Origin of the sequence: Pontibacter kalidii, from assembly GCF_026278245.1 — a bacterium.
Lineage (GTDB): Bacteria > Bacteroidota > Bacteroidia > Cytophagales > Hymenobacteraceae > Pontibacter > Pontibacter kalidii.
This window is the reverse complement of sequence record NZ_CP111079.1, coordinates 4,155,073-4,178,392: the sequence shown is the minus strand read 5'-3', so window position 1 is coordinate 4,178,392 and position 23,320 is coordinate 4,155,073. Positions and strand designations below refer to the sequence as shown.

22 protein-coding genes are annotated in these 23,320 nt (G+C 54.7%); 16 read left to right on the top strand and 6 right to left on the bottom strand.

The features are described 5' to 3' along the window. The first annotated feature begins 16 nt into the window (after positions 1-16). Positions 17-862: a twin-arginine translocase subunit TatC gene (tatC, locus tag OH144_RS17525; RefSeq protein WP_266203572.1), complete on the top strand. Its 846-nt coding sequence runs from the start codon at positions 17-19 to the stop codon at positions 860-862. Beyond that, positions 862-1,299, top strand: a complete 438-nt coding sequence (gene rpiB / locus OH144_RS17520; protein ID WP_266203571.1) for a ribose 5-phosphate isomerase B — start codon at positions 862-864, stop codon at positions 1,297-1,299. Before tatC ends, rpiB begins: the two co-directional genes overlap by 1 nt. Before the next feature lie 65 nt (positions 1,300-1,364). Here the strand turns inward: rpiB and OH144_RS17515 are convergent, their stop codons facing one another. Beyond that, positions 1,365-2,720 (bottom strand): hypothetical protein, encoded by a 1,356-nt coding sequence (locus OH144_RS17515; RefSeq protein ID WP_266203570.1) that lies wholly within the window; start codon positions 2,718-2,720, stop codon positions 1,365-1,367. A 254-nt stretch (positions 2,721-2,974) separates the two neighbouring features. On the opposite strand from OH144_RS17515, the gene rbfA reads away from it, so the two are divergent. The 8 genes from rbfA to OH144_RS17475 all read left to right on the top strand — a co-directional run bounded on the left by rbfA (position 2,975) and on the right by OH144_RS17475 (position 12,270). Further along, entirely contained in the window at positions 2,975-3,370 is a 396-nt protein-coding gene (rbfA, locus tag OH144_RS17510) for a 30S ribosome-binding factor RbfA (protein WP_266203569.1), read from the top strand. Between the two features lie 22 nt (positions 3,371-3,392). Then, complete coding sequence (locus OH144_RS17505) at positions 3,393-4,202, top strand: class I SAM-dependent methyltransferase (protein ID WP_266203568.1); 810 nt, start codon at positions 3,393-3,395, stop codon at positions 4,200-4,202. Between the two features lie 96 nt (positions 4,203-4,298). Beyond that, entirely contained in the window at positions 4,299-5,522 is a 1,224-nt protein-coding gene (locus OH144_RS17500) for an ABC transporter permease (RefSeq protein ID WP_266203567.1), read from the top strand. Between the two features lie 169 nt (positions 5,523-5,691). Then, a complete protein-coding gene (locus tag OH144_RS17495; protein WP_266203566.1) occupies positions 5,692-8,616 on the top strand; it encodes a DEAD/DEAH box helicase in 2,925 nt (974 codons plus the stop codon). A gap of 227 nt (positions 8,617-8,843) precedes the next feature. Beyond that, a complete protein-coding gene (locus tag OH144_RS17490) occupies positions 8,844-9,284 on the top strand; it encodes an SRPBCC family protein (protein WP_266203565.1) in 441 nt (146 codons plus the stop codon). Positions 9,285-9,344: 60 nt separating this feature from the next. After that, positions 9,345-10,847: a 1-hydroxycarotenoid 3,4-desaturase CrtD gene (crtD, locus tag OH144_RS17485; RefSeq protein ID WP_266203564.1), complete on the top strand. Its 1,503-nt coding sequence runs from the start codon at positions 9,345-9,347 to the stop codon at positions 10,845-10,847. Then, positions 10,840-11,520, top strand: a complete 681-nt coding sequence (locus OH144_RS17480; protein ID WP_266203563.1) for a carotenoid biosynthesis protein — start codon at positions 10,840-10,842, stop codon at positions 11,518-11,520. The genes crtD and OH144_RS17480 overlap by 8 nt, the downstream gene beginning before the upstream one ends. Before the next feature lie 138 nt (positions 11,521-11,658). Continuing rightward, the gene (locus tag OH144_RS17475; RefSeq protein WP_266203562.1) at positions 11,659-12,270 is read left to right on the top strand and encodes a TetR/AcrR family transcriptional regulator; all 612 of its coding nucleotides are present in this window, start codon (positions 11,659-11,661) and stop codon (positions 12,268-12,270) included. Between the two features lie 103 nt (positions 12,271-12,373). Here the strand turns inward: OH144_RS17475 and OH144_RS17470 are convergent, their stop codons facing one another. Both OH144_RS17470 and OH144_RS17465 read right to left on the bottom strand, forming a co-directional pair. Beyond that, positions 12,374-12,616 carry a DUF6952 family protein gene (locus OH144_RS17470; RefSeq protein ID WP_266203561.1) on the bottom strand — a complete coding sequence of 81 codons (243 nt, stop codon included), beginning with the start codon at positions 12,614-12,616 and terminating at the stop codon, positions 12,374-12,376. Between the two features lie 7 nt (positions 12,617-12,623). After that, positions 12,624-12,944 (bottom strand): thioredoxin family protein, encoded by a 321-nt coding sequence (locus OH144_RS17465; protein ID WP_266203560.1) that lies wholly within the window; start codon positions 12,942-12,944, stop codon positions 12,624-12,626. Positions 12,945-13,245: 301 nt separating this feature from the next. Here OH144_RS17465 and prfA point away from each other — a divergent pair, with 301 nt between their 5' ends. From prfA to OH144_RS17450, 3 genes are all read left to right on the top strand, one after another. Then, a complete protein-coding gene (gene prfA / locus OH144_RS17460) occupies positions 13,246-14,322 on the top strand; it encodes a peptide chain release factor 1 (RefSeq protein WP_266203559.1) in 1,077 nt (358 codons plus the stop codon). A gap of 169 nt (positions 14,323-14,491) precedes the next feature. Continuing rightward, on the top strand, positions 14,492-15,862 hold the full coding sequence (locus tag OH144_RS17455; protein ID WP_266203558.1) for a hypothetical protein: 1,371 nt from the start codon (positions 14,492-14,494) through the stop codon (positions 15,860-15,862). A gap of 170 nt (positions 15,863-16,032) precedes the next feature. After that, on the top strand, positions 16,033-16,452 hold the full coding sequence (locus tag OH144_RS17450) for a secondary thiamine-phosphate synthase enzyme YjbQ (protein WP_266203557.1): 420 nt from the start codon (positions 16,033-16,035) through the stop codon (positions 16,450-16,452). An 851-nt stretch (positions 16,453-17,303) separates the two neighbouring features. Here the strand turns inward: OH144_RS17450 and OH144_RS17445 are convergent. The 3 genes from OH144_RS17445 to gpmI all read right to left on the bottom strand — a co-directional run bounded on the left by OH144_RS17445 (position 17,304) and on the right by gpmI (position 21,018). Next, positions 17,304-18,806, bottom strand: a complete 1,503-nt coding sequence (locus OH144_RS17445) for a M43 family zinc metalloprotease (RefSeq protein ID WP_266203556.1) — start codon at positions 18,804-18,806, stop codon at positions 17,304-17,306. 96 nt (positions 18,807-18,902) lie between these two features. Then, positions 18,903-19,454: a hypothetical protein gene (locus OH144_RS17440; RefSeq protein WP_266203555.1), complete on the bottom strand. Its 552-nt coding sequence runs from the start codon at positions 19,452-19,454 to the stop codon at positions 18,903-18,905. 37 nt (positions 19,455-19,491) lie between these two features. Then, entirely contained in the window at positions 19,492-21,018 is a 1,527-nt protein-coding gene (gene gpmI / locus OH144_RS17435; RefSeq protein WP_266203554.1) for a 2,3-bisphosphoglycerate-independent phosphoglycerate mutase, read from the bottom strand. 224 nt (positions 21,019-21,242) lie between these two features. Here gpmI and OH144_RS17430 point away from each other — a divergent pair, with 224 nt between their 5' ends. The 3 genes from OH144_RS17430 (at position 21,243) to OH144_RS17420 (ending at position 23,277) form a co-directional block, all read left to right on the top strand. Continuing rightward, on the top strand, positions 21,243-21,656 hold the full coding sequence (locus OH144_RS17430; protein ID WP_266203553.1) for a DUF4783 domain-containing protein: 414 nt from the start codon (positions 21,243-21,245) through the stop codon (positions 21,654-21,656). A gap of 65 nt (positions 21,657-21,721) precedes the next feature. Beyond that, on the top strand, positions 21,722-22,579 hold the full coding sequence (gene nadC, locus OH144_RS17425) for a carboxylating nicotinate-nucleotide diphosphorylase (protein WP_266203552.1): 858 nt from the start codon (positions 21,722-21,724) through the stop codon (positions 22,577-22,579). Positions 22,580-22,689: 110 nt separating this feature from the next. Continuing rightward, positions 22,690-23,277 (top strand): hypothetical protein, encoded by a 588-nt coding sequence (locus tag OH144_RS17420; protein WP_266203551.1) that lies wholly within the window; start codon positions 22,690-22,692, stop codon positions 23,275-23,277. Positions 23,278-23,320 lie beyond the last annotated feature (43 nt).

Here is a 23,320-nt window from a genome sequence, read left to right as displayed (position 1 = left end):
GGAGGACCCGCTTTTGATGGATCAACCATTTGTGGAGGAAGAAGAACCGCAGGAGATGTCCTTTGTGGACCATCTGGAGGAGTTAAGATGGCACATCATCAGGGCGCTGGGCTCTATCTTCGTGTTTGCGACCATTGCTTTTCTGGCGAAGGGCTTTGTGTTTCATGATATTATACTTGCCCCTTCGCGCACCGATTTCCTAAGCTACCGGGTCATGTGCCAGGTGGGGCAGTACTTCGGTTCAGGCGCGCTCTGCTTTGACGACATGGGCTTTACCATCCAGAGCAGGCAGATGAGCGGGCAGTTTACGATGCACCTGATGGTTTCAGCGGTGCTGGGGCTGGCCTGTGCCTTCCCGTACGCATTCTGGGAGATCTGGCGTTTCGTAAGCCCGGGGCTATATCCGCAGGAGCGTAAAAACTCCCAGGGAGCTGTATTCTTCGTGTCGGTGCTGTTTATGCTGGGCCTGCTGTTCGGGTACTATGTGGTATCGCCCATCTCGATCAACTTCCTGGCAGGGTATCAGGTAGACCCAAGCATCCTGAATGAGTTCGACCTGTCGTCCTACATTTCCACGCTCACCACGCTTTGCCTGGCCTGCGCCATCATGTTTGAGATGCCCGTGATCGTGTTCTTCCTGACGAAGGCGGGGCTGATAACGCCGGAAACGATGAAGCTTTACCGGCGCCATGCCCTGGTGGTTATACTGGTGGTAGGTGCCATTATTACGCCTCCGGATATCGTGAGCCAGATGCTGATCTCGTTGCCGCTGATGCTCCTCTACGAGGTAAGTATCCATATTTCGCATAACATTCGTAAAAAAGACCTGAAGCGACTTAACGAACAAAACACACAATCCTAATGGGACTTAATATTGCAATTGGCGGCGACCATGCCGGCTATACTTATAAAAGCATGCTGAAGGGGCTGCTAGCGGAGCTTGGCCACCAGGTGCAGGATTTCGGTCCTGACTCTGATGCCTCTGTAGATTACCCGGACCACGTGCACCCGCTAGCAAAGGCTGTGGCAAGCAAAGAGGCTGATTTCGGCATCCTGATCTGCGGAAGCGGCAATGGTGTGGCCATCACAGCAAACAAGTACCAGGAAATACGCGCGGCGCTCTGCTGGTTGCCTGAGCTGGCGAAGCTGGCGCGGGAGCACAACAACGCTAACGTCCTGTGCATACCGGCCCGGTTTGTGTCGGAGGAGGTGGCCAGGGAAATGGTAAAGACTTTCCTGAGCACTGCCTTTGAGGGCGGGCGCCACCTGAACAGGGTAAATAAGATTGCCGCCTGCTAAACCGAACAGGTTAAGATAAGATCAAGCTAAAATAAGAACAGCCACCCTGGAAAGAGTGGCTGTTCTTATTTTAGCTTGTAGACCCCGGCCTCACCTGTCGCCTCATACTTGCCGAAGGTGTCGGGCAATTTGTAAGAGAGCTCTGGCATCAGCCCGGTTTTATCCACCAGGTACTGCGGCATCTCATGCCTGAAGTTCTCGTGCAACTGGAACACGGCCTGGTATTCGTTTAATCTGCTGAAGTGGCGCTGCGCCAGGTTCCAGTTTAGGTATGGCGTCACCGGCTTGTTCTGCATATAGTAGCTGATGTCGCTGCCCAGCACAAGCACCGTGCTGCTTTGCATAGGCACCGGGCTCTGCTCCGGCAGCAGCAACGGCGATTCGTCCATCTGCATAAACTGGTTAATGCCCAGCACGAGCCGGTAGCGCAGCAGCAGCGCTACCGCCAGCATCACCAGGAACACGGTGTTCAGGATCCAGCCTTTGCGGTTGGAGGTGAAAAAGAACTGCCCGAAGTAGGCCACCGGCGGAAGTATAATCACGAAGGTGGCCACCGAGATCTCATCCCTTGTAAAAATGACCAACAGGCTCGTTAGCAGCCACACCCACATCAGTTGCTGAAACTTAACCTGGAACACGAGGCGCTGCGGCAAGGAAGCGGCGCTGAGTAAGGAGAGTATCAGTACAAACCCCGGGATCATCATGAGCTTGGCCACATCGGAAGGAGGACGTAGAAAGGCCACCTGCAGGTGCCAGGGACGCAGCAGATGCAGCTCCAGAAACTCCTGGGCAGTGTTGGTGTACATGTAGTAGGTCATCAGCACCGCATACGGGAAAAGGAAGCCGCATAGCATGAGCATGGTGCTACGGAAGGTGTTGGAGGCAAAGAAGATAACGGCAAAAACGCCCACCAGCAGGAACACCGCCAGCGGCAGGTAACTCATGGCCGCCAGGCCCAGCATAAAACCACCCACAAAAAGACGGTTGTTATCAAACCCCTCGCGGTTAAGCGTGATGATGTAGGGCAGCGAAAGTATAAGAAACGTGTTGCCGATGAGCAGTGGCGTGAGCATGTTAAACTCAAACGAGAGGCTACCCAGGACCAGGTACAGCAGCGCCGGCAGATAGTTTTTGGTGGCATACACGTTGTGGCGGTTCAGGGTGCTGTTTAGGAGTAGCGCCTGCAGGAGTATAAGCCCCATGGCCGTAAGCCGGTACGCCAGAAAAGAGCGCCCTGCCACCACATCCAGCAGCCAGAAAACTAGGGCCGAAAGGGGTGCTGTGTTATCGTAAATATCACGGTACATGTTGTAGCCGTCGGCCAGGCGCTCCCCCACCAGCATGTGCAGCAGCTCAGGAGCAGTTGGCCGGATGCCGAGCAGCACCAGCGGTAGCTGTATCCCTATAAACAGCAAAATCAACAGGAAAAGGCGTGAAGGCAGTATGCTACGGAAGTAACTTATCAAGGAAAGACAGAGTTAGAAAAACGGTATTAAAGTATAAAAAGCACGCGGGCAAGTATAAAAGCTGTCTTACGTTACCCCAGCAAGGGATAGTTAGGGATAAAACAGCAAAAGCCCTTGCCCCAGCTTGCCTAAGTATGGTGCCCTCCCCGAAATGAATAGGGCGCTTTTGGGGTAAAAATGCGAAATTAATATGATATTTGCATCTTCGTATGGAAAGTAAAAGACAACAGAAATTCTCGCGCCTGATTCAAAAAGAGCTGGCAGACATCTTTCAAAGAGAGGTGCCGCACCTGTTTGGAGGCGCTTATATATCGGTGAGTGTGGTACGCGTGTCGCCGGATCTGGGTGTGGCCAAAATATACCTGAGCATCATGATGGCCCAGAACAACGAGGCTGTGCTACAGGAGGTGCGTGTAAACGCCAAAACTATCCGCCACCAGCTGGCGCAGCGCATCAAGAACCAGGTGCGCATCATCCCGGAACTCATCTTCTACCTGGATGATACGGCTGAGTATGCCGCCAAAATCGACAAGCTGTTCGAGAACATAGACATCCCGCCACCCCGCGAGGAGGACGAGGACGACGAAACATACCCTAACAAGTAGGCCCAGGCCGCACACCACCCTTATGCAGTACGACCCTATAAAGCGCGTGCTTGGCGATGTGTTCAACAAGACACCGTTCCTGCGCCGTGTATTTTACAACCTGCTGGACCTGCTGTTGCTGCGCGCCTGGCACGTGCACAAAGAGCTGAACGAGTGGGCTGCTCATCGCCGCGGCAGCGAGCAGCACATCCTGGATGCCGGCTCCGGCTTCGGGCAGTATACCTACAAGCTCTCGGGCATGAGCAGCAAGTGGCGCATACTTGCCGTAGATGTGAAGGAGGAGCAGGTCTCGGACTGTAACCGCTTTATGCGCAACATCGGCCGCCATAACGTGCTGTTCAAAATTGCCGACCTGGTGAAGTTCCGCGAGCCTGAGAGCTACGACCTTATCCTTTCGGTGGATGTGATGGAGCACATTCTGGAGGATGTGGAGGTGTTCCGTAACTTCCAGGCCTCACTGCGTCCCGGGGGCATGCTGCTCATTTCCACACCCTCAGACCAGGGCGGCTCGGATGTGCACGGCGACGACGAGACTTCATTTATCGAGGAGCACGTGCGCGACGGCTACAACATCAGGGAGATAGAGGACAAGCTGAGGCTGGCCGGCTTTAGCAAAGTGCAGGCGCGCTACTCCTACGGCAAACCCGGGCAGGTGTCATGGCGTTTGTCCATGAAATACCCGCTACTGATGCTGAACGCCTCTAAAATTTTCTTCGTGCTGTTGCCGTTCTACTACCTGGTTACCTTCCCGGTGAGCCTGGTGCTGAACTGGCTGGACGTGAATGGCAGGCACCCTTCAGGCACCGGCCTGATCGTAAAGGCATGGAAATAGTTTAATTGCTGTTTGTTAAATTGTTAATTGTTTGTTCTCCAGAATGCTTAACGATATTACCTTTTAACAATCAGCAAGCAACAATAAACAATTAAGATGAACGTACCTTTTCTCATAGCGAAGCGATATTTTTTCTCTAGGAAGAAGAGGAACATCATCAGCATTATCTCCAATATTGCCATGATCGGGGTGGCCGTGGGCTCGGCGGCGCTCATCATCGTGCTGTCGGTGTTCAACGGCCTGGAAGACCTGATCCGTGAGATCTACTCCAGCTTCGACCCGGATCTGAAGATTACGGCCGCAGAGGGCAAGTCCTTTGAGACGGATACCGAGTTCATGAACCGCATCCGCAACACGCCGGGCGTGGCCGTGGTATCGGAGGTGATAGAGGATAATGCCCTGCTCCGTTACAACGAGCGCCAGATGGTGGTGAAGGTGAAGGGCGTGAGCGAAAACTTCTTTGAGCAGAACGAGATCGGTGCCTCGGTAGTGGAAGGCTCCAGCGACCTGTACTTTAACAAGACCTACCGGGCCCTGGTGGGGCGTGGTGTGCAGTACCAGCTCTCTATCCGGCCAGGCAACCAGTTTGTGCCGATGCAGTTCCTCTACCCGCGCAACGTAAAGTTCAACCCGCTTAACCCCGAGGGCTCCTTTAACAGCCTCAACATTCTGCCGGGCGGCATTTTTGCCATAGAACGCCAGTACGACGATGCCTACGTATTTGTGCCTCTCAACTTTGCCGAGGAGTTGCTGGAGTATGGCCGCCGCCGTACTGCCCTGGAGATAAAGGTGGACGAAAGTGCCCGTATAGACCAGGTGAAGCGCGAACTGCAGCAAATACTGGGCGAGGGCTTTAAAGTGCAGAACTCTGATGAGCAGCACACCAGCCTGCTGCGCGCCGTGAAGGTGGAGAAGCTGTTCGTGTTCATCACCTTCGCGTTTATACTTGGCATCGCCTCCCTTAACATCTTCTTTTCCCTCTCCATGCTCGTTATCGATAAGAAGAAGGACATTGCCATACTTGCCTCCATGGGCGCCACAGCCAAGACCATCCGCAACATCTTTCTGCTGGAGGGAGCGTTGGTGGCTTTCATCGGGGCTGCCTACGGCCTTTCCATCGGCATGCTGATCGGCAACCTGCAGCAAACATTCGGCCTGGTCAGCATGGGTATGGCCACCTCGGTGGTGGAGGCGTACCCGGTAAAGATGGAGGTGGCGGACTTTGTTTTTACAGGTCTGGCGATCATCGTCATCACGCTGCTGGTATCTATCCGGCCGGCCAATAAGGCCGCGGCCATGTCTGTTACCGAGAACATCTAGGTTCTTCCCTGCCACAGTACAATTTCTCGACTTTAGAAACATCTGAGGCGCGTGTCTGTTTCAGCATAAAAAGTTAGCTAGTCTTACAAAAGTGCAAGTCAAAGGGCATGTTTTAGATAGGAAATGAGCGGCTTTTTAAGTAAATTTGAAGTCCTAAAATGTCTTTGGCATGAATGTTTATACCACGCAGCCTTTTCAGGTAGTCTATTCGCTCTTCGAGCACGAATACCTGGGTTACCTGTTTGAGTCATATGTGGTACAGGTAAACACCAAAGGGCAACTTACCCTGCAACACCAGAACATCTCGGCGAAAAATGCCGATGAGTTTAAGGCGCGCCTTGACGCCGATGATTTTAAGCTTATCGCCCTGATGGACCAGATACAGCAGGACGCTGTGCTGAGAAAGTTCTCTCCCAAGAAGAAGCTCTCCGCAGCCGATTTCTTCCTGAAAGTATACGACTCCGAAAGAGGCGACAAGGCGCTGCAGGAGGCTATCAGCAAGCACATGCAGACCCAGATGGGTAAGATACTGGAGCTGCTGCGCAACGGCAAGATGACCTTTATCATGGGCAAGGACGGAGACCCAGCCTGGCGCCAGATCCATATTGCCCGGGAGCGGGCCACGGTGCTGTTTCATTTCAGGCGCAACGACGATAACACCCACTATTTCCCGACGGTGAAGTATGCCGGGCAGAAGCTCGAGTTCCAGTATAAGAACGCGGCCCTGATCTGCCACACCCCCGCCTGGCTGTTGCTGAACGACAAAGTATACAGCTTTGAGAAGAACGTGGACGGCAAAAAGCTGCAGCCCTTCCTGAACAAGAAGTTCATTGTGGTGCCCCGCTCGGTAGAAGAGAACTACTACAGCAAGTTTGTGGCGCCGCTGGTGGAGCAGTTTGACGTACATGCCAAAGGCTTCGACATCCGGGACGAGAAGTATGTGCCGAGCCCGTATCTTACTTTTTCGGAGATAGCTGCCACCGAGGCGCCCGTCGTGATGGCCGGCAGAGAGGAAACCGTTGATCAGGAAAAGAGCAGGATTCTCTTCGATCTTTCGTTCAAGTATGGCGATTACATGGTGGAGACACGGGAGGCCAAGCGCGTCAGCGTGAGCATGGAGAAAACCCCGGATTCCTATGTTTTCCACAAGCTGATACGGGACGTGAGCACCGAGAAGAAGTTTTTGAAGGAATTGAGCAAGCGCTCCCTGGAGGTAAAGGATGGCCATGCGGTGTTGGAGAAGAGCGCAGCTTTCTCGTGGCTTAACAGTAACCTGCAGGGGCTGGAGGAAATAGGCTTTACCGTGCAGCAGAGCCAGCGAAACGGGAAGAACTACTTTATCGGCGACATTACGCTGGATGTAGGCATCACGGAGAAAAACGATTGGTTTGATATCTACGGCACCGTGCGCTTCGGCGAGTTCGAGATTCCGTTTATCAGGCTCAGGAACAACATCCTTACCAAGAATAACGAGTTTATGCTTCCTAACGGGCAGGTGGCTATTATTCCGGAGGAGTGGTTTACGCAATATATAGAGCTGTTTGCCTTTGCCGAGGGGGAGGAGCACCTGACGCTGCGCAGGCACCACATGGCGCTGGTGAACGACCTGCAGAACGGCAACCTGGCCACAGTAACCATGAGCCGCAGGCTGGAAAAACTGCGCGAGTTCGAAACCATAGAAGACCAGCCCATGCCGGCCGGCTTTAGGGGAGAACTGCGCCCTTACCAGAAGGCAGGCTATAACTGGCTGCACTTTGTGCAGAACTATAAGTTCGGCGGCTGCCTGGCCGATGACATGGGCCTGGGTAAAACCGTGCAGACGCTGGCCATGCTGCAGCACCGCAAAGAAAACGGGGCAGAAAGCGCCACGCTGCTAGTGATGCCCACCTCGCTGGTTTACAACTGGATGAACGAGGCGCAGAAGTTCACGCCGAACCTGCGCATACTTAATTACACCGGCACTTACCGCGAGAAGAATGTGGAGCTGTTCTCGGAGTACGATGTGGTCCTGACCTCCTACGGCATTGTGCGTCTGGATGCGGAGCTGCTTAAAACTTACTACTTCGATTATATCATACTGGATGAGTCGCAGGCGATCAAAAACCCCGACTCCAACACCTCGCGCTCGGTCAGGGAACTGAAGTCGCGGCACCGGCTCATACTTACGGGCACGCCAGTGGAGAACAGCACCATGGATCTGTGGGCGCAGATGTCGTTCATTAACCCGGGCCTGCTGGGCTCACAGCACTTCTTCCGAAACGAATTCCTCAAACCGATCGAGAAGGAGAAGGACGAGCAGAAAACGCGCCGTTTGCACGCGCTCATCAAGCCGTTTATACTTCGCAGGCACAAGTCGCAGGTGGCCCGGGAGCTGCCCGAAAAGATAGAGAGTACCACCTTCTGCAAGATGACGGAGGAGCAGGAGCACGCCTATGAGGAAACGAAGTCCTTTTACCGCAACAAGATCCTGACGAACCTGGAGGAGAACGGCCCGGGGAACACCCAGTTCATGCTCTTGCAGGGCCTCACCAAACTGCGCCAGATCGCCAACCACCCCCTGATGACCGATCCGGGCTACGAAGGAAGCTCAGGCAAGCTGAAGGAAGTGGTCCATAAAACCATGGATGTGGTAAGTAAGGGGCATAAAGTTTTGATATTCAGTCAGTTCGTGAAGCACCTCGAGATCATTAAGAGGTCCTTGGATAAGCGGGAGATAACGTATACCTACCTGGACGGCAACACCAAGAACCGCCACGAGCAGGTAGAGCGTTTCCAGAAAGACGAAAGTATACAGGTGTTCCTGATCTCGCTGAAGGCCGGTGGCGTGGGCCTGAACCTGACTGCTGCCGACTATGTGTTTATACTTGACCCCTGGTGGAACCCGGCCGTAGAGGCGCAGGCCATAGACCGCGCGCACCGCATCGGGCAGCAGAACACGGTGTTCACCTATAAGTTCATCACCAAGGACACGGTGGAGGAAAAGATACTGGCGCTGCAAAACCGCAAGATACGGCTCGTTACCGACCTCATCAGCACTGACGAAACCGTGATCAAGAGCCTCACCAAAGAGGATATTGACAACCTGCTGAGTTAAGGCTTGATTGTTGGTTGTTGATTGATAATTGTTTTTCAGTAGAAAGTATAAAAACGCCGCCGCAAGTATACATGCAGCGGCGTTTCTTTTTTTATGGGAGTATAACTTTAAGGCCCGGAGGTGGTTGAAAGGAGTAAGTAAGAACTCCCCTCCTTGGTTAAGGAGGAGTAGGGGTGGTTTGACCCGGCACTGCAAAACCAGCAATCACACAATTCATCAATTACAAAATGCAGCTCCACCTCAGCACATACGTCAGCCAGGACTACCTCAGCGTATTCAACGCCTTTGATGAGCAGCTGTTCGGGAAGCTCTCCCCGCCCTACCCCAGGCTAAAGCTGCTGCGCTTCGATGGCTCCGGGCCCGGCGATGTGGTGGCGGTAGAGCTGCAGACCGGCATCAAATCCTTCCGCTGGACCAGCCTGATCACCGAGAGAAGTATAACCGGCACCGAGGCGTACTTTGTAGACCAGGGCCAGGAACTGCCGCCGCCGCTAAAAGTATGGCATCACAAGCACCTGGTTTCCAAAAATGGCAGCGGCGCCGTGATTCATGATATCATCACGTACAGCACCGGCTTTAAACCGCTGGATTTGCTGCTCTACCCGCTCATGAAGGTGCAGTTCGGCATGCGGAAGCCGGTTTACCAGCGGGAGTTCGGGAAAGTATAAAAACCTTTCCCCCACCCCATCAGTTTACTGCACAAAAAGTATAATGCCGTATAGGAAAGTATGAGGAAGGCAGCCATCATCGGGGCGGGTATAGGAGGCATTGCCACAGCCGTGCGCCTGGCCGTGAAAGGCTATGAGGTCACGGTGCTGGAGGCCAACCCTACTTTTGGCGGCAAGATGCAGGAGTTCTGGCTGGGCAAGTATAGATTCGATGCCGGCCCCTCGCTGTTCACGCTGCCGCACCTGGTGGATGAGCTGTTCACGCTGGCTGGCCGTACCCCCTCCGACTACTTCCGCTACACCCGCCTCGACCCGATCACGCACTACTTCTGGCCCGACGGCAGCCACGTAAAGGCCTGGGCCGACGCCGGAAAGTTTGCCGGGGAGGCCGAGCAGCAGCTGGGGGTGCCAGGGCAGGCGGTGCGGGAGGCGTTGCGGAAAAGCGCGCGGCTCTACCAGGGCACCGCCGGCACGTTCCTGCAGAAGTCGCTGCACCGGCTCGATACTTACCTGAGCCCCGACGTGCTGAAGGCATTGGGCTGCCTCTCCGATCTCGGCCTGACCACCACCATGCACCAGGCCAACGCCAGCCAGTTCTCCGATCCGCGTATGGTGCAGCTGCTCGACAGGTTTGCTACCTACAACGGCTCCGACCCGTACCAGGCGCCCGGCACGCTCAACATCATTCCGCACCTGGAGCACAACGTCGGCGCCTTCTATCCGGAGGGCGGCATGTATGCCATCGCGGCTAGCCTGGTACAACTGGCGGAGGAACTGGGCGTGGCATTTAAGTATAACGAACCCGTAAAGCAGATTTTAACCTCAGGTAAAAGTATAACCGGCGTAGAAACCAGCCACGCAACGTATACAGCCAATGTGGTGGTCAGCAATATGGATGTGGTGCCCACGTACCGCAAGCTCCTGCCCAACCAAAAAGCGCCGGAGCAAACGCTGCAGCAGCCGCGCTCCAGTTCGGCGCTTATCTTCTACTGGGGTATCAGGCACGAATTCCCACAGCTGCACGTGCACAACATCTTCTTCAGCCAGGACTATAAAGATGAGTTTGAGCACATCTTCAAGTATAAAACCGTCAGCCCCGACCCTACCGTGTACATCAACATCACTTCCAAAACTGACCCGCAGGACGCGCCTGCAGGCGGGGAGAACTGGTTTGTGATGGTAAACGTGCCGCACAACCAGGGGCAGGACTGGCAGCAGCTAACCACAGCCACCCGGCAGGCGGTGCTGCAGAAGCTGAGCAAAATGCTGGGCACCGATATTTCGCCGCTCATTGAGGAAGAGCAGTTGCTGGACCCGCTGCTGATCGAAAGCCGCACCTCTTCGTTTGGCGGGGCCCTGTACGGCAGCAGCTCCAACAACCGCATGGCCGCTTTTTTGCGCCACCCCAACTTCAGCTCCAGGTTAAAAGGCTTATACTTCTGCGGCGGCAGCGTACACCCCGGCGGGGGCATTCCGCTGTGCCTGCTCTCGGCCAAAATCGTGAGCGAGCTGGTGCCTGCCGTTGCCCCCTCACCCGCTAAATCCCCAAAACACCATGCCTGACACCACGACCGCACCTGCCCTAGCACCCGTTGCCGCCAAGTATAAAAAGTATGCGCTGCCGCTGGCCGTGGCTATACTTGTTATCTTCCATGCGGTTGGGTTTTGGGGCTTGATGTTCAGCGGCAGGCCGGAGTATTTCCAGAACCTCACCCCCATGAACCTGCTGCTCACCAACACGCTACTCTTTGCCTTCCACCGCTGCTGGAACGCGGCGTTTATACTTTTTGCGGTGGTGGTGTGGGCCGTGGGTTTTTTCTCGGAGGTGCTGGGCGTGCATACCGGCCTGCTGTTCGGGGAGTATGCCTACGGCGCGGCGCTGGGCGTGAAAGTATGGGAGGTGCCCCTGCTGATCGGCCTGAACTGGCTGATGCTGGTCTACAGCACCGGCCACATCAGCAACTATGCGCGCCTGCCCTGGTGGGCAAAAGCCATAGTTGGCACGCTGCTCATGCTGCTGCTCGATTTTTTCATAGAGCCGGTGGCCATGCGGTTCGACTTCTGGGACTGGCAGGGCGGGCAGATACCGCTTAGCAACTTTGCGGGCTGGTTTTTGGTGGCGCTGGGGCTGCAGGTGTACTTCCAGCGGGCATCCATCTATAAAAAAAACCGGTTGGCCCCTTTCGTTTACCTGGTGCAGCTGCTCTTTTTCGTGGGTATTTTCGGGCTGCTATAATTTTCTGTTTTCCATGATAGAAAAAAAAATATGTACCTTTGGAAAAAGGTAACCTGTGTTTAAGACCCCTTTACCAAAAGAAAAGGTCATCAGAAAGCAGGCTATGCTGTTGCTGCGGGATAAGGTATTTTTACATACATGGTTTTACCAGAAATAATTTTAGGTCAGCTACTTCAGGTATTCAAGAGTGAGGGGATAGAGCGCCATACGGAAGAGGAGCTAATGGAGCGGTTGGGAATACAGCAGAGCGACTACAACGCCTTGTTCTCCAGCAAAGCCGACATGGTGCGGCAGGTGGTGCAACACGATTTGTACCTGGGGGAGCAGCGCGACCAGGAGCTGCTGCAGAGTGCCAGAAACCCGGTGGAGGAGATTATCCTGCTGCTGCTGCACGGCATCAGGGAACTGCAGGCAATCAGCCCGGTCTATATCTATGACATGCAACAGTTTTATCCGCAGGTATGGCAGTTGTGCCTGGACCACCTCAACACCTATAACCACGACCTGAATTTCGGAGTGATAAACAAAGGAGTGGTGCAGGGCTATTTCCGGAAGGACATCAACCTGCAGCTGGTTACCAAGATCATCCTGGAGCAGTTTAACCTCATCATTAACCCGCACGTTTTCCCGCCAGACCGCTACGAGATGGGCGAGGTTTTCCGGAGCATCTACCTATACTATGTGCGCGGCCTCTGCACCGACAAAGGCAGCAAGCTGGCAGAAGACTACTTCTCGAAGAGCAACATTTAGGAAACCTTTACTTTACAAGGGATAGGCTCTACAACGTATAAAGCGCTGCGGCCAACGTATTTTACGTTGGCCGCAGCGCTTTATAGGATATTTCAGGTAGCTTTTAGCTGATGGAAACACGCACCTTCTGCGTATAGGAACGCAGGGCGGTTTTAAAGTCGGTACCATTGTCTTCCATGTCATTCAGTATCCAGACGGCGGCCAGCACGTGCGTCAGCTGCTCGCCCTCGTCGTCGCCCCCCACCTCAATGGCAGGCTGCTGTTCATCCACAATAGCGGCCTCTGCGGCCATTAACTCGTCCAGGTTATAATTCTCAACCAGTTTCTTTATAGCAGGTATCTTCATAGTATGCTTAGGCGTCTAGTTTATGGATCAGTTCACGAACGGCTTCCTCTTTGCTGGCAGCCACGGAATCTACCAGCTGGCCGTTTTTGAAGATGGCGAAAGTTGGCAGGTTCGTTACGTTAGCCAATTTGCGCGCCTCCGGGCTGGTCTCGGCGTTCACATCCACGAAAGCCACGTTGGCAAAAGCCTCGTCGTCGGACAAACGCTTGAACTTAGGCGAGAACAGGCGGCAGCTGCCACACCAGTCGGCATAGTATTTCACCACCACTTTCTGGTTTGCGTTCAGTACTTCGTTAAAATCGTTGTCAGTTGCTACTATAACAGCCATATTTCTTCTTTTTGTGATTTACGTAAATTCGTTCTATCCCTATATAACCAAAGTCAAAAGTAAATGTTTCAGTCGGAAGTAAGGCAATAGTTTAGATAGATTTAATTTATCCCTTTATAGATATGGTCTATATCGTAATTTCCGGCGCATCCTCCCCTCTCTCCTGAAACTATACCCGCAGCTTTAAAGTTATAGCTTAGAATAAATTAAGGCGACAAAATTATACTTAAAGCGGTTAAGGAGGATAATAAAACCTATAGCCCAATTTTGTATCTTTGCAGCCTAAAACCAGGAAAGCACGATGTTAGATAAGTTAGAAGCCATCAATCAGCGTTTTGAAGAGGTAAGCCAGTTGCTTATCCAGCCGGATGTGGCCAGCGACATGAAGAAATTTAAGGCGCTGAACAAAGAGTATAAAGACCTCGACAAGATCGTCGTTGAATATAAGAAGTACCTGAACATCCTGAGCAACATCGACAACGCCAAGCAGGTGATAGCTACGGAGAAGGACGAGGATTTCAGGGAGATGGCCAAGGAGGAACTGGACGAGCTGCTGCCGCAGCGCGAAGCCATGGAGGACACCCTGAAGGAGCTGCTGATCCCTAAAGACCCGAACGACAGCAAGGACATCATTATGGAGATCCGTGCCGGGGCGGGCGGCGACGAGGCCTCCATCTTTGCCGGCGACCTGTACCGCATGTACAGCCGCTTCGCGGAGAAGCATGGCTGGAAAATGGAGCTGATGGATGCTACCGAAGGCACCTCCGGAGGGTACAAAGAGATTATCGTAGGCATATCCGGGGAGGACGTGTACGGCAAGCTGAAGTTTGAGTCGGGAGTACACCGCGTGCAGCGCGTGCCGGCCACCGAAACGCAGGGCCGTATCCATACTTCCGTGGCGTCGGTAGTGGTGCTGCCGGAGGCCGAGGAGTTCGACGTGGAGATCGACATGAACGACATCCGCAAAGACCTTTTCTGTTCTTCCGGCCCGGGTGGTCAGTCGGTAAACACCACGTACTCTGCCGTGCGCCTGACGCACATCCCAACGGGTATCGTGGCCCAGTGCCAGGACCAGAAATCACAGCTCAAGAACTACGATAAGGCGCTGGCAGTACTCCGCTCGCGTATCTTTGAAGTGGAGCTGGCCAAGAAGAACGAGGCCGAGGGTGCCCAGCGCAAGAGCATGGTAGGCGGCGGCGACCGCTCCGACAAGATCCGTACCTACAACTACCCGCAGGGCCGCGTAACCGATCACCGCATCGGCTACACCGTGTATAACCTGCCCAACGTGATGGACGGCGGCATTGACGACTTTGTAGAGGAGCTTCGTATTGCCGAGAACGCAGAAAGACTGAAAGAAGGCGCCACAGCGGAATAAGCAACAGGCGCTAAAAAATAAATGAAAGGGATGTAGTGCAGCATTATGGCGGCGCTGCATCCTTTTTCTTTTTAATTGCTAAATTGTTGCAAGGTTAAATTGTTACGTAACCTACTTCATGCATATCCATACTTTCCAATAACGAACAACTAACAACGAATAACTATACTTGAAGTTCCTGCTCACGATACTGCCCCTGTTCCTGCTGCTGTCGGTGTTCGGCTGTGAGCCCAAGGAGGAGGTGATTACCACCGACCCTGGGGCGCTGCTGGCTTTCTCGGCAGACACCGTACTGTTTGATACCGTTTTCGTGAGCCGTGGCAGCATCACCAAGCGCCTGAAAGTGTACAACCGTAACGAGAAGGCCGTGCGCATCAGCGAGATCACATTGGCAGGTGCCGCTTCCTCTCCTTACCAGCTCACGATTAATGGTGTGCAGGCGCCGCTGGCAAACAACCTCGAGCTGCGCGGCGGCGACAGCCTGTACGTGCTCGTAAAGGCCAACATCAACCCCTCAGACCAGAACCAGCCTTTCCTGGCGGCAGACTCCATCCTTTTTACCACCAATGGGCAGCAGCAAAACGTGAAGCTGGTGGCCTACGGCCAAAACGCCTACTTTCACCGCAAAGGCAGCATTGGCACCACCACCTGGCCCGCCGATAAACCACACGTGCTGCTGGATTCGGTGCTGGTGCCTGAGGGGGGCATCCTCACCATCGAGAAAGGAGCCCGCATTTACGGCTACAACAAATCGGTACTGCTGGTGGCGGGGCAGTTGCAGGTGCAGGGTACGCCGCAGGAGCGGGTGAGCTTTAGCGGTTACCGCCGCGAAGAGGATTACCGCACAGCGCCTGGCCAGTGGGAAGGCATCCGGATTCTGGCAACCAGCGGGGGCAGTAGTATAAAGTATGCGGATGTGAAGAACACTGTCTACGGCGTGCGCATAGACAATCCGGGAAAGGCAGGCACGTTGATAGAGGGAAGCATCGTGGCGCATGCCATGCTCGGTGGCGTGGTGGCCTTTACCTCGGAGGTGCGGCTGGTGAATACGCTCATCTATAATTGCGGGCAGTATGGCTTCGGGGGCTTGGGCGGCGGCAAGTATGAGTTGCTCTATACTACCATTGCCAGCTACCAGAACCCGTTGCAGCGCGAAACGCCGCTGCTGGCCGTAGTCGATTTTATACCTGAAACGGAGATTGTGGACCAGCCTACTTCGCTGCGGCTGGTGAACTCGATTGTGTACTCGGATGGCTACAGCACCTCGGATGAGGTAGTGGTAGAGCCGGCCACCGCCGCCACGGAGGTAACCAGCAACCTGCTACGCACCGAAAGGCATAAAGCACAATTCTCCGAAAACAATATTCTGAACACCGAGCCAAAGTTTAAGGCGCCTCCCAAGTATGATTTCAGCCTCGATACCCTCTCCCCTGCCAGCGGCGCAGCCAAAGTACTGCCAGCCATACGTCAGGACATAAAAGGCGCCACCCGCAGCAGTACCCAACCCGACGCAGGCGCGTATGAACGTACGATAGATTAAAATCAATGCTGAATGAGTGGTTGAGTGAATGTGTGAATAAAAGTTGCTATAAATTCTGTGGCTATACTTATACTTGCGCATACAGGCTTTAACCAGATAAAGAGTCTGTCTTGATCCCTTAAAAAGATCATGCACTCATTCACACATCCACTCATTCAAAATTATACTTTATGTGGTTTCAGAAAGAGATAAGGCTTCCGGCCGTTAAGCGCGGATTTCATTTGATAACAGACTTGCTGGAGGCGCAGCTGCCTGAACTTGAAGGTATAAACGTTGGCTTGGCACACATCTTCATCAAGCACACCTCCGCCAGCCTGACCATAAACGAGAACGCTGACCCCACCGTGCGGCAGGATTTCGAGCGCCACTTTAACCATATGGTGCCCGAGAACCAGCCTTACTACCGCCATACGCTGGAGGGCTCCGATGACATGCCGGCTCACCTGAAGGCTGCCATGCTCGGTACATCCGTTACCATACCCATCCGCGACGGGCAGTTTAACCTGGGCACCTGGCAGGGCATCTACCTCTGCGAGCACCGCGACCACGCCTCCAAGCGTACGGTGGTGGTAACGCTGCAGGGAGATTAGTTATTGGTTGTTAGTTATCGGTTATTAGACTGTTGAACAAGTATAATGGTGCACTGGGATGCGCCTTTTATACTTTGAGGTATTCCCCAAACAACCAGTAAATAACAACTAAAAAACCAAGCTGCGATTACCAAACCCCTACCCGGGAAGGCTATCAGGGGTTTTGGACGAAAGATTATTTGCCAAATGACAAAGTATAAAACCACTTATACTTCTCATACTTATACTAGTGACATCGCTGAAGTTGCGGACAGGTCGTGCCTGTTCCTACAAGTATAAACCCACCCCTGGCCCCTCCGAGGAGGGGAATTATCAGCAGGCGATTGTCATCCCCCTGCCCCTTTCGAAGGGGACTACCCCATCCCTCCCCTAAAAACAGGGGAGGAAGCTCGGTTCAAGCTCTGTCAGCTGTGGCTATCGATTCTGTTCCCAGTCCTTGGGTTGAGCGCCTTCTATTGATGCAGTGCTGAGCTTGCTCAGCAGCCCGGAGCGGCAGCGAGGAGCAGCTTCAATAGACAGCGCGATGCCCGAGGACGAGCCCTCTCGGGCTGGAGAGCAGAAAGTGTACTATGAAACAAGTTGGTTGTATAGTCGTGGATCAGCAGCAGCTAACAAGAATAGCTTGTGTCAAGTTGCGGGAAGCGGAAGCTAGGAAAGTATAGCCCAAGTATAAGTATGGCTCTCCGAGCCAGTCGGGTTGCAAACCCGACGCCATTGTAGGATACAAGTCTGAAGACTTGCACCATGAAAGGGGTATTAGGTATTAGGAAAGCGAGCGAGATGTAGAGCCATACTTTAAATCTCTTTACCTGACATCTAATAACCAATAACGAACAGCTAATAACTAACTCCTACCTTACGATGCTGATCCGCCTGATCTCGGTGCCGTTGGTGCTGGTAAGGCGAAGGAAGTATACGCCGGATGGCAGGTGCTGCACATCCAGTTGCAGAGTGCGGTGGCGGGTCTCGGCGGTGAGCACGGTCTTGCCCAAGCTGTTGATAAGCTCCACGTGCCGCACACGTATGCGCGCGGGCTGCTCTATATATAGATAATCAGAAGTTGGGTTCGGGAATACCGTCAGGTCGCTTACGGTTACGTGCACGAAACCCTCCTTCACTTCCGTATCGCTGGTGCTGCCGTTGCGCACCGTCAGCTTCACGCTATACTTCCCGGGGCGAGGGTAAGTAACCACCGGATTTTCCTGCGTGGAGGTGGTCGGCACGCCCCCCTCAAACTCCCAAAGCCATTCTGTTGCCCGAACGCCTTCCGATGCCGCGGCAAACTGTATGCTTTCCCCGGCCACCACCAGGCTGTCGGCCTCCCGGACCATCCCGAAATCGGAGCGGATGGAGGCGGAGCAGGCCAGTGAGGACAGCAGGCCGCTGCGGCTGGTGCTGATGACGGCGTTCATGTAAGCGGCCTGGCCGTGGGTGAACAGATTCATGCAGGCATCAAAGCTATAATCCATGTAGTTCTGGTACATGTCACCATAGGGGCCGTTGTCGCAGGATATCCGAATACCGCCTTCGCAGTCAGTGGTGTAGTACTTCTGGTTAGGAGTGTCGCTGATGCCGTCGGAGTCGGAGCAACTGGCATCGTCGTCTCCCCAGATGTGGCTCAGCCCGAGCCAATGGCCCACCTCATGGGTGGCGGTACGGCCCAGGTTATACTCCGAGCCGAACTTGTTGGCAGGTGCGGCACCCACGGCTGTATAATGCAGCACCACCCCATCCAGGCGGGGCAAAGTGGTGCCAGGCATGGAGGCATAGCCCAATACTTTGTCTTTTACGTTCCCTACCCAGATATTCAGGTAGCGGTTGGTGTCCCAGGCGTTCGTGCCGCCATTCTCCGCTTTCTTGATGTAGTCATAGGCATAATCGAACTCGGTGCGGTAGGTTTGGGTGCGGGTGATGCCGGTGGTTGGGTCGCCGTTGGGGTCAATGATGGCCAGGCAAAACTCGATGCGGGTGTCGGCGGCGTAGGGCGCAAAGTGGGCGGGGGTGTTCCCGGCATCCGCGTTGCGCCTCCTGAAGTCAGCGTTCAGCACCTCCAGCTGCGAGAGAATCTGCTCGTCCGAAATGTTCTCGGCCTCATCGCTGTAAAGCACGTGAAACACCACCGGGATGGTGATGGTGGTGGCGACGCGCAGGTTTTGCCACTGCCGCTGCTGCTGTAGTTTCTGCTGCACGGCCTGCTGCACCCGCTGCTGCTCCTGCCCCAGCGACGGATGCTGTGCCTGCATGGCCTCCACGTATGTGTTGGTGGCGCAGCTGCGGTTGCCCATTAGCTGCTGGGCCAGGCCGGGAAAGGCCAGGCCAAGGCAAAGAACAGCCGAAAGGGCAAGCGTACGCATGAGGTAAAGGGTTAGCAGGTTTACGGGCATCCCATGTGCCTGTAGCTATGCAAGATAAGGAAATTCAGGAAAGGGAAAAGCTTTTATGAGCACCCGCTAGAGGTTCGCCTTTACCTCGTAGCGCAGCGTATCCCCGAAGATCATTTTCTGCACGCCCTCTACCTGGTAGCTGGAGATGTCGCCGGTTCTGGGATCGGTGCTGAGCTCTATGGCACGGTTCGAGAAAAAGATGATGTTCTTGTCCTGCAGGCGCGCGCTAAGTTGTTTTAGCTTTCCGTCGGGCGTCATAACCAGGCGCAGGTAGTGCACCAGGGTGGCGGCATCCTCTAGCTTTATGAACTCTATGGCCACAGCGCCATCCTCCAGCACCTGCTCCCGCCGGGTATAAAACTCCTGCAGCGAGGGGCGGCTCAGGTCAGCCTGCTCAAAAATGGCCAGCTCATCCTCCCAGTCAATCTCTGGCGTCTCCACCACCTCCGGCTCCCGGCCCTGCGCAGCCACGGATTTCAGCACCATGGGCTGTTTCGCCTCCAGCTTCTGCCGCTGCTCGTGCAGGTAGGTCGTCAGGTTAAAAGCGGCCTGCCCAGCCTCGTCAGTAGCAGGCGGGGCAGGCCGTTCACAGGCAACAGTGGCCAGTAAAAGGCCCATCCACAAGAGAGGTTTATACTTGGCCACAGCGGTAGGGTTAGTGGTTTATCAAAGATTCGCCGGTCATTTCCTCCGGCTGCTGCAGGTGCATTAGCTCCAGAATAGTGGGGGCGATATCACCCAGCTTGCCCGGGTGCAGCATGCCTTTAAAATCATCGCTCACCAGCACGCACGGCACCAGGTTGGTGGTGTGGGCCGTATTGGGCGTACCGTCCGGGTTAATCATCATATCCGCGTTGCCGTGGTCGGCGATCACGATGGTGTCGTAGCCATTTTCCAGGGCCGTGGTGATAACCTTGGCGGCGCACTCGTCCACTACCTCGCAGGCTTTTACGGCGGCCTCAAACACACCGGTGTGGCCTACCATGTCCGGGTTAGCGAAATTCAGGCAGATAAAGTCGGCGCTTTTCTTCTCCAGTTCCGGCACAATGGCGTCGCGTATATCATAGGCGCTCATCTCGGGCATCAGGTCATAGGTAGCTACCTTGGGCGAGGGGCACATCAGGCGGCTTTCGCCCTCAAACTGTGTCTCGCGCCCTCCCGAGAAGAAGAACGTTACGTGCGGGTACTTCTCTGTTTCCGCAATGCGGATTTGCTTTTTGCCGGCCTTGGCCAGCACCTCTCCCAGCGTGTTGTTCAGATTGTCCTTCTCGAAGATGGCCTCGGTGTTCAGGAAGCTGTCGTCGTAGTTGGTCATCATCACGTAGCGCAGGTCCAGTTTGTGCATGTCCTGCTCGGGGAAGTCTCGCTGCGTCAGGGCCTGGGTAATCTCGCGGCCGCGGTCGGTGCGGAAGTTGAAGCAGATTACCACGTCACCGTTCTTAATGGTGGCGATGGGTTCCTGGCGGTCGTTCACCTTCACGATCGGCTTGATGAACTCATCCGTTACGCCGGCATTATAGGAGTCGAGCATGGACTTAATCAGGTTCTGCGATGGCTCGCCCTCTCCTTTCACCATCAGGTCGTAGGCCAGCTTTACGCGCTCCCAGCGGTTGTCGCGGTCCATGGCGTAATAGCGGCCCACAATGGAAGCGATGGTGCCGGTGGTGTTCTCCAGGTGCTCCTCCAGCTCGTTGATATACTTTACACCGCCCTTCGGGTCGGTGTCGCGGCCGTCGGTAAAGGCATGGATGTATACATCGTGCAATTCCTGGTCGTAAGCCACCGTGCAGAGGGCCTTCAGGTGGTCTATGTGCGAGTGCACGCCGCCATCAGACACAAGCCCGATGAGGTGGACAGGCCGCTTGTTTTCTTTGGCATAGGAGAAAGCGTTGGCCAGTGCCGGCATGGCCGCCAGCTTCCGCTCGGCAATGGCTTTATTGATGCGCACCAGGTCCTGGTACACCACGCGGCCTGCGCCTATGTTCATGTGTCCTACCTCCGAATTGCCCATCTGCCCCTCCGGCAGGCCAACGGCCTCGCCCGAGGCCTGCAGCGTGGTGGTGGGGTATTTCTCGAAGATCGCATCGATGAAAGGAGTGTTGGCTTTATGAATGGCCGAAGCCGCCAGGTCGGTGGCAATGCCCCACCCGTCTAAAATCACTAAGAGTACCTTCTTATCCATGCCGCAAATATAACTATAATCTTTGAAGCTGCAGGCGCTAATTGGGCCGCCGCTGCGGCGCGCAGGGGGCTAGTGCTCAGCCTGGCAGCTATAAAAGTATACGTGCGGCCAGGTGTGGGTGCTTTCTTTATCAGTATAATCGTGTTATATTAGAGACGCGGAATCTCCTCCATTACTTGGCATAGTTTTGGCTCATGAGAGAGCAAGTATTACAAACAGCATTTATGAAAAACTTTAAACACTTTGCAGTTGCCTTCTCGATGTTACTAGTGGCCGTTTTACTGACGGCAGGTCCGGCTGTGGCGCAGGGCGATGCGATGAACAACGTGAAGCAGGCGATGAGGGCCGGTTCGGCCAAAGACCTTTCCAGGAATTTTGGCAGCATGGTGGAGATTACGCTGGACGGGGCTGAGGCGACCAGCTACAGCAGCACGCAGGCGGAGTTCGTGATGAAGAACTTCTTTTCCAAGAACGCCCCCGTGGACTTTAGCGTGAACCACAACGGCACCTCCGACAAGGGCCAGTTGTACGCCATCGGTACCTATGCTTCCAAGGGTGGTTCCTATACAGTGCTGATCCGGATGAAGTCCTCGGGAGGGAAATACCTCATCCATTCGATGAACTTTATAAAAGATTAAGACAATACTACTGAGATTTTTACAAAGGCCCGGGTTTATACCGGGCCTTTTTTTATTTTTGCACCGTGAAACCGACATACCTGACCGAAGAAAGTATAAAGGCGTTTATCGCCGCGGCGCTGGCCGAGGACGTAGGCGATGGAGACCACTCCTCGCTGGCGGCCATTCCTGCCGATGTGCAGAACCGGGCGCGCCTGCTGGTGAAGGGCGATGGTGTGCTGGCTGGCGTAGAGCTGGCCGGCTATATCTTCAACGCCGTGGACCCTGGCCTGCAGTTGGATGTGCTGATGCGCGACGGCGACCGGATGAAGCAGGGTGACGTGGCCTTTACCGTGCAGGGCAAGGCCCAGAGTATCCTCACCGCCGAGCGCCTGGTGCTAAACTGCATGCAGCGCATGAGCGGCATTGCCACGTATACCAACCATATGGCGAGCCTCATAGAGGGGACCGGCGCCAAGCTGCTGGACACCCGCAAAACCACGCCCAACTTCCGGATCATGGAGAAATGGGCCGTGGTGATAGGCGGGGGCCACAACCACCGCTTCGGACTGTACGACATGGTGATGCTGAAGGATAACCACGTGGATTATGCCGGCGGCGTGCGCGAGGCGATCACCGCCACCCAGCGATACCTGCAGGAGAAAGGCAGGCGCCTGAAGATAGAGGTAGAGACACGCAACCTGCAGGAAGTACAGGAGGCGCTGGAGACAGGCGGCATCCACCGCATCATGCTCGACAACATGAGCACCGATATGATGCGTGAGGCGGTGGCCATGATCGGGGGCAGGTATGAGGTAGAGGCGTCAGGCGGTATTACGGAGGAAACCATTCGTGCCGTGGCCGAGTGCGGCGTGGACTTTATCTCGGTAGGCGCGCTGACGCACTCCAACAGAAGCATAGACCTGAGCCTGAAGGCTTTTTAAAGACGCGTTGCCCTTTGTAACAGAGGGGTTTTATACTTGATACTCGCTCTGCAGGCCTGGCCGGAGGGGCTGGGAAAGAAGAAGACAGAGATTTTATACTTATACTATTTATGCAGCAACCAAACCAAAGAGGTCGCCGGATGGCGCAGGGGGCAAACCCGCTCGCTATCCGTACCAAGAAGTACCAGCTAGACAAGAACGATTATACCCGCATGGCCCTGGGCCAGGTGTGGAGCAAAAGCTGGTGGCAGGCGCTTATTCCGCTGGCGCTGTTCCTGCTGCCGGCTGTGTTCAGCTTTTCATGGTGGTGGGTGGCCGGGGCCATTATCGTAACGCTGCTGTTCGTGCTGCTGCGCTCCGCGCAGGTGATGAGCGTAACGCAGGTGGAGCAGGGAAGCCCGCTGTTCGAGAAACTGACCTATGAGGTAGACCAGCGGCAAATCCTGCTCAAGCGTAACGAGCGCGAGGGCATGGCCCTGACCTGGGACATGATCGGGCGCGCGCAGAAGAAAGAACAGGGCTACATGCTGTGGCTGCAGCCCCCGACAAAGGAGCAGCTGCCTGGCGGTTGGAAAGGCTGGCTGGCCCGCACCTTCCAGGTGCCGGTGTTCATCTTCATGCCGTTCCGCATCTTTAACAGCCCCAACGACCTGAAGCTGATGGAGAGCTACCTGCGCCGCAAAAGCCTGATAGCTTAGCAGTACCACAACCCGGTTTGGGTTTTTTATCGTAAAATTTTAA

What these genes read in the sequence shown, in the direction of transcription:
- tatC (WP_266203572.1), top strand. Translation starts at nt 17, where the DNA reads ATGGATCAACCATTTGTGGAGGAAGAAGAACCGCAGGAGATGTCCTTT.
- rpiB (WP_266203571.1), top strand. Translation starts at nt 862, where the DNA reads ATGGGACTTAATATTGCAATTGGCGGCGACCATGCCGGCTATACTTAT.
- rbfA (WP_266203569.1), top strand. Translation starts at nt 2,975, where the DNA reads ATGGAAAGTAAAAGACAACAGAAATTCTCGCGCCTGATTCAAAAAGAG.
- OH144_RS17505 (WP_266203568.1), top strand. Translation starts at nt 3,393, where the DNA reads ATGCAGTACGACCCTATAAAGCGCGTGCTTGGCGATGTGTTCAACAAG.
- OH144_RS17500 (WP_266203567.1), top strand. Translation starts at nt 4,299, where the DNA reads ATGAACGTACCTTTTCTCATAGCGAAGCGATATTTTTTCTCTAGGAAG.
- OH144_RS17495 (WP_266203566.1), top strand. Translation starts at nt 5,692, where the DNA reads ATGAATGTTTATACCACGCAGCCTTTTCAGGTAGTCTATTCGCTCTTC.
- OH144_RS17490 (WP_266203565.1), top strand. Translation starts at nt 8,844, where the DNA reads ATGCAGCTCCACCTCAGCACATACGTCAGCCAGGACTACCTCAGCGTA.
- crtD (WP_266203564.1), top strand. Translation starts at nt 9,345, where the DNA reads ATGAGGAAGGCAGCCATCATCGGGGCGGGTATAGGAGGCATTGCCACA.
- OH144_RS17480 (WP_266203563.1), top strand. Translation starts at nt 10,840, where the DNA reads ATGCCTGACACCACGACCGCACCTGCCCTAGCACCCGTTGCCGCCAAG.
- OH144_RS17475 (WP_266203562.1), top strand. Translation starts at nt 11,659, where the DNA reads ATGGTTTTACCAGAAATAATTTTAGGTCAGCTACTTCAGGTATTCAAG.
- OH144_RS17470 (WP_266203561.1), bottom strand. Translation starts at nt 12,616, where the DNA reads ATGAAGATACCTGCTATAAAGAAACTGGTTGAGAATTATAACCTGGAC.
- OH144_RS17465 (WP_266203560.1), bottom strand. Translation starts at nt 12,944, where the DNA reads ATGGCTGTTATAGTAGCAACTGACAACGATTTTAACGAAGTACTGAAC.
- prfA (WP_266203559.1), top strand. Translation starts at nt 13,246, where the DNA reads ATGTTAGATAAGTTAGAAGCCATCAATCAGCGTTTTGAAGAGGTAAGC.
- OH144_RS17450 (WP_266203557.1), top strand. Translation starts at nt 16,033, where the DNA reads ATGTGGTTTCAGAAAGAGATAAGGCTTCCGGCCGTTAAGCGCGGATTT.
- OH144_RS17445 (WP_266203556.1), bottom strand. Translation starts at nt 18,806, where the DNA reads ATGCGTACGCTTGCCCTTTCGGCTGTTCTTTGCCTTGGCCTGGCCTTT.
- OH144_RS17440 (WP_266203555.1), bottom strand. Translation starts at nt 19,454, where the DNA reads ATGGGCCTTTTACTGGCCACTGTTGCCTGTGAACGGCCTGCCCCGCCT.
- gpmI (WP_266203554.1), bottom strand. Translation starts at nt 21,018, where the DNA reads ATGGATAAGAAGGTACTCTTAGTGATTTTAGACGGGTGGGGCATTGCC.
- OH144_RS17430 (WP_266203553.1), top strand. Translation starts at nt 21,243, where the DNA reads ATGAAAAACTTTAAACACTTTGCAGTTGCCTTCTCGATGTTACTAGTG.
- OH144_RS17420 (WP_266203551.1), top strand. Translation starts at nt 22,690, where the DNA reads ATGCAGCAACCAAACCAAAGAGGTCGCCGGATGGCGCAGGGGGCAAAC.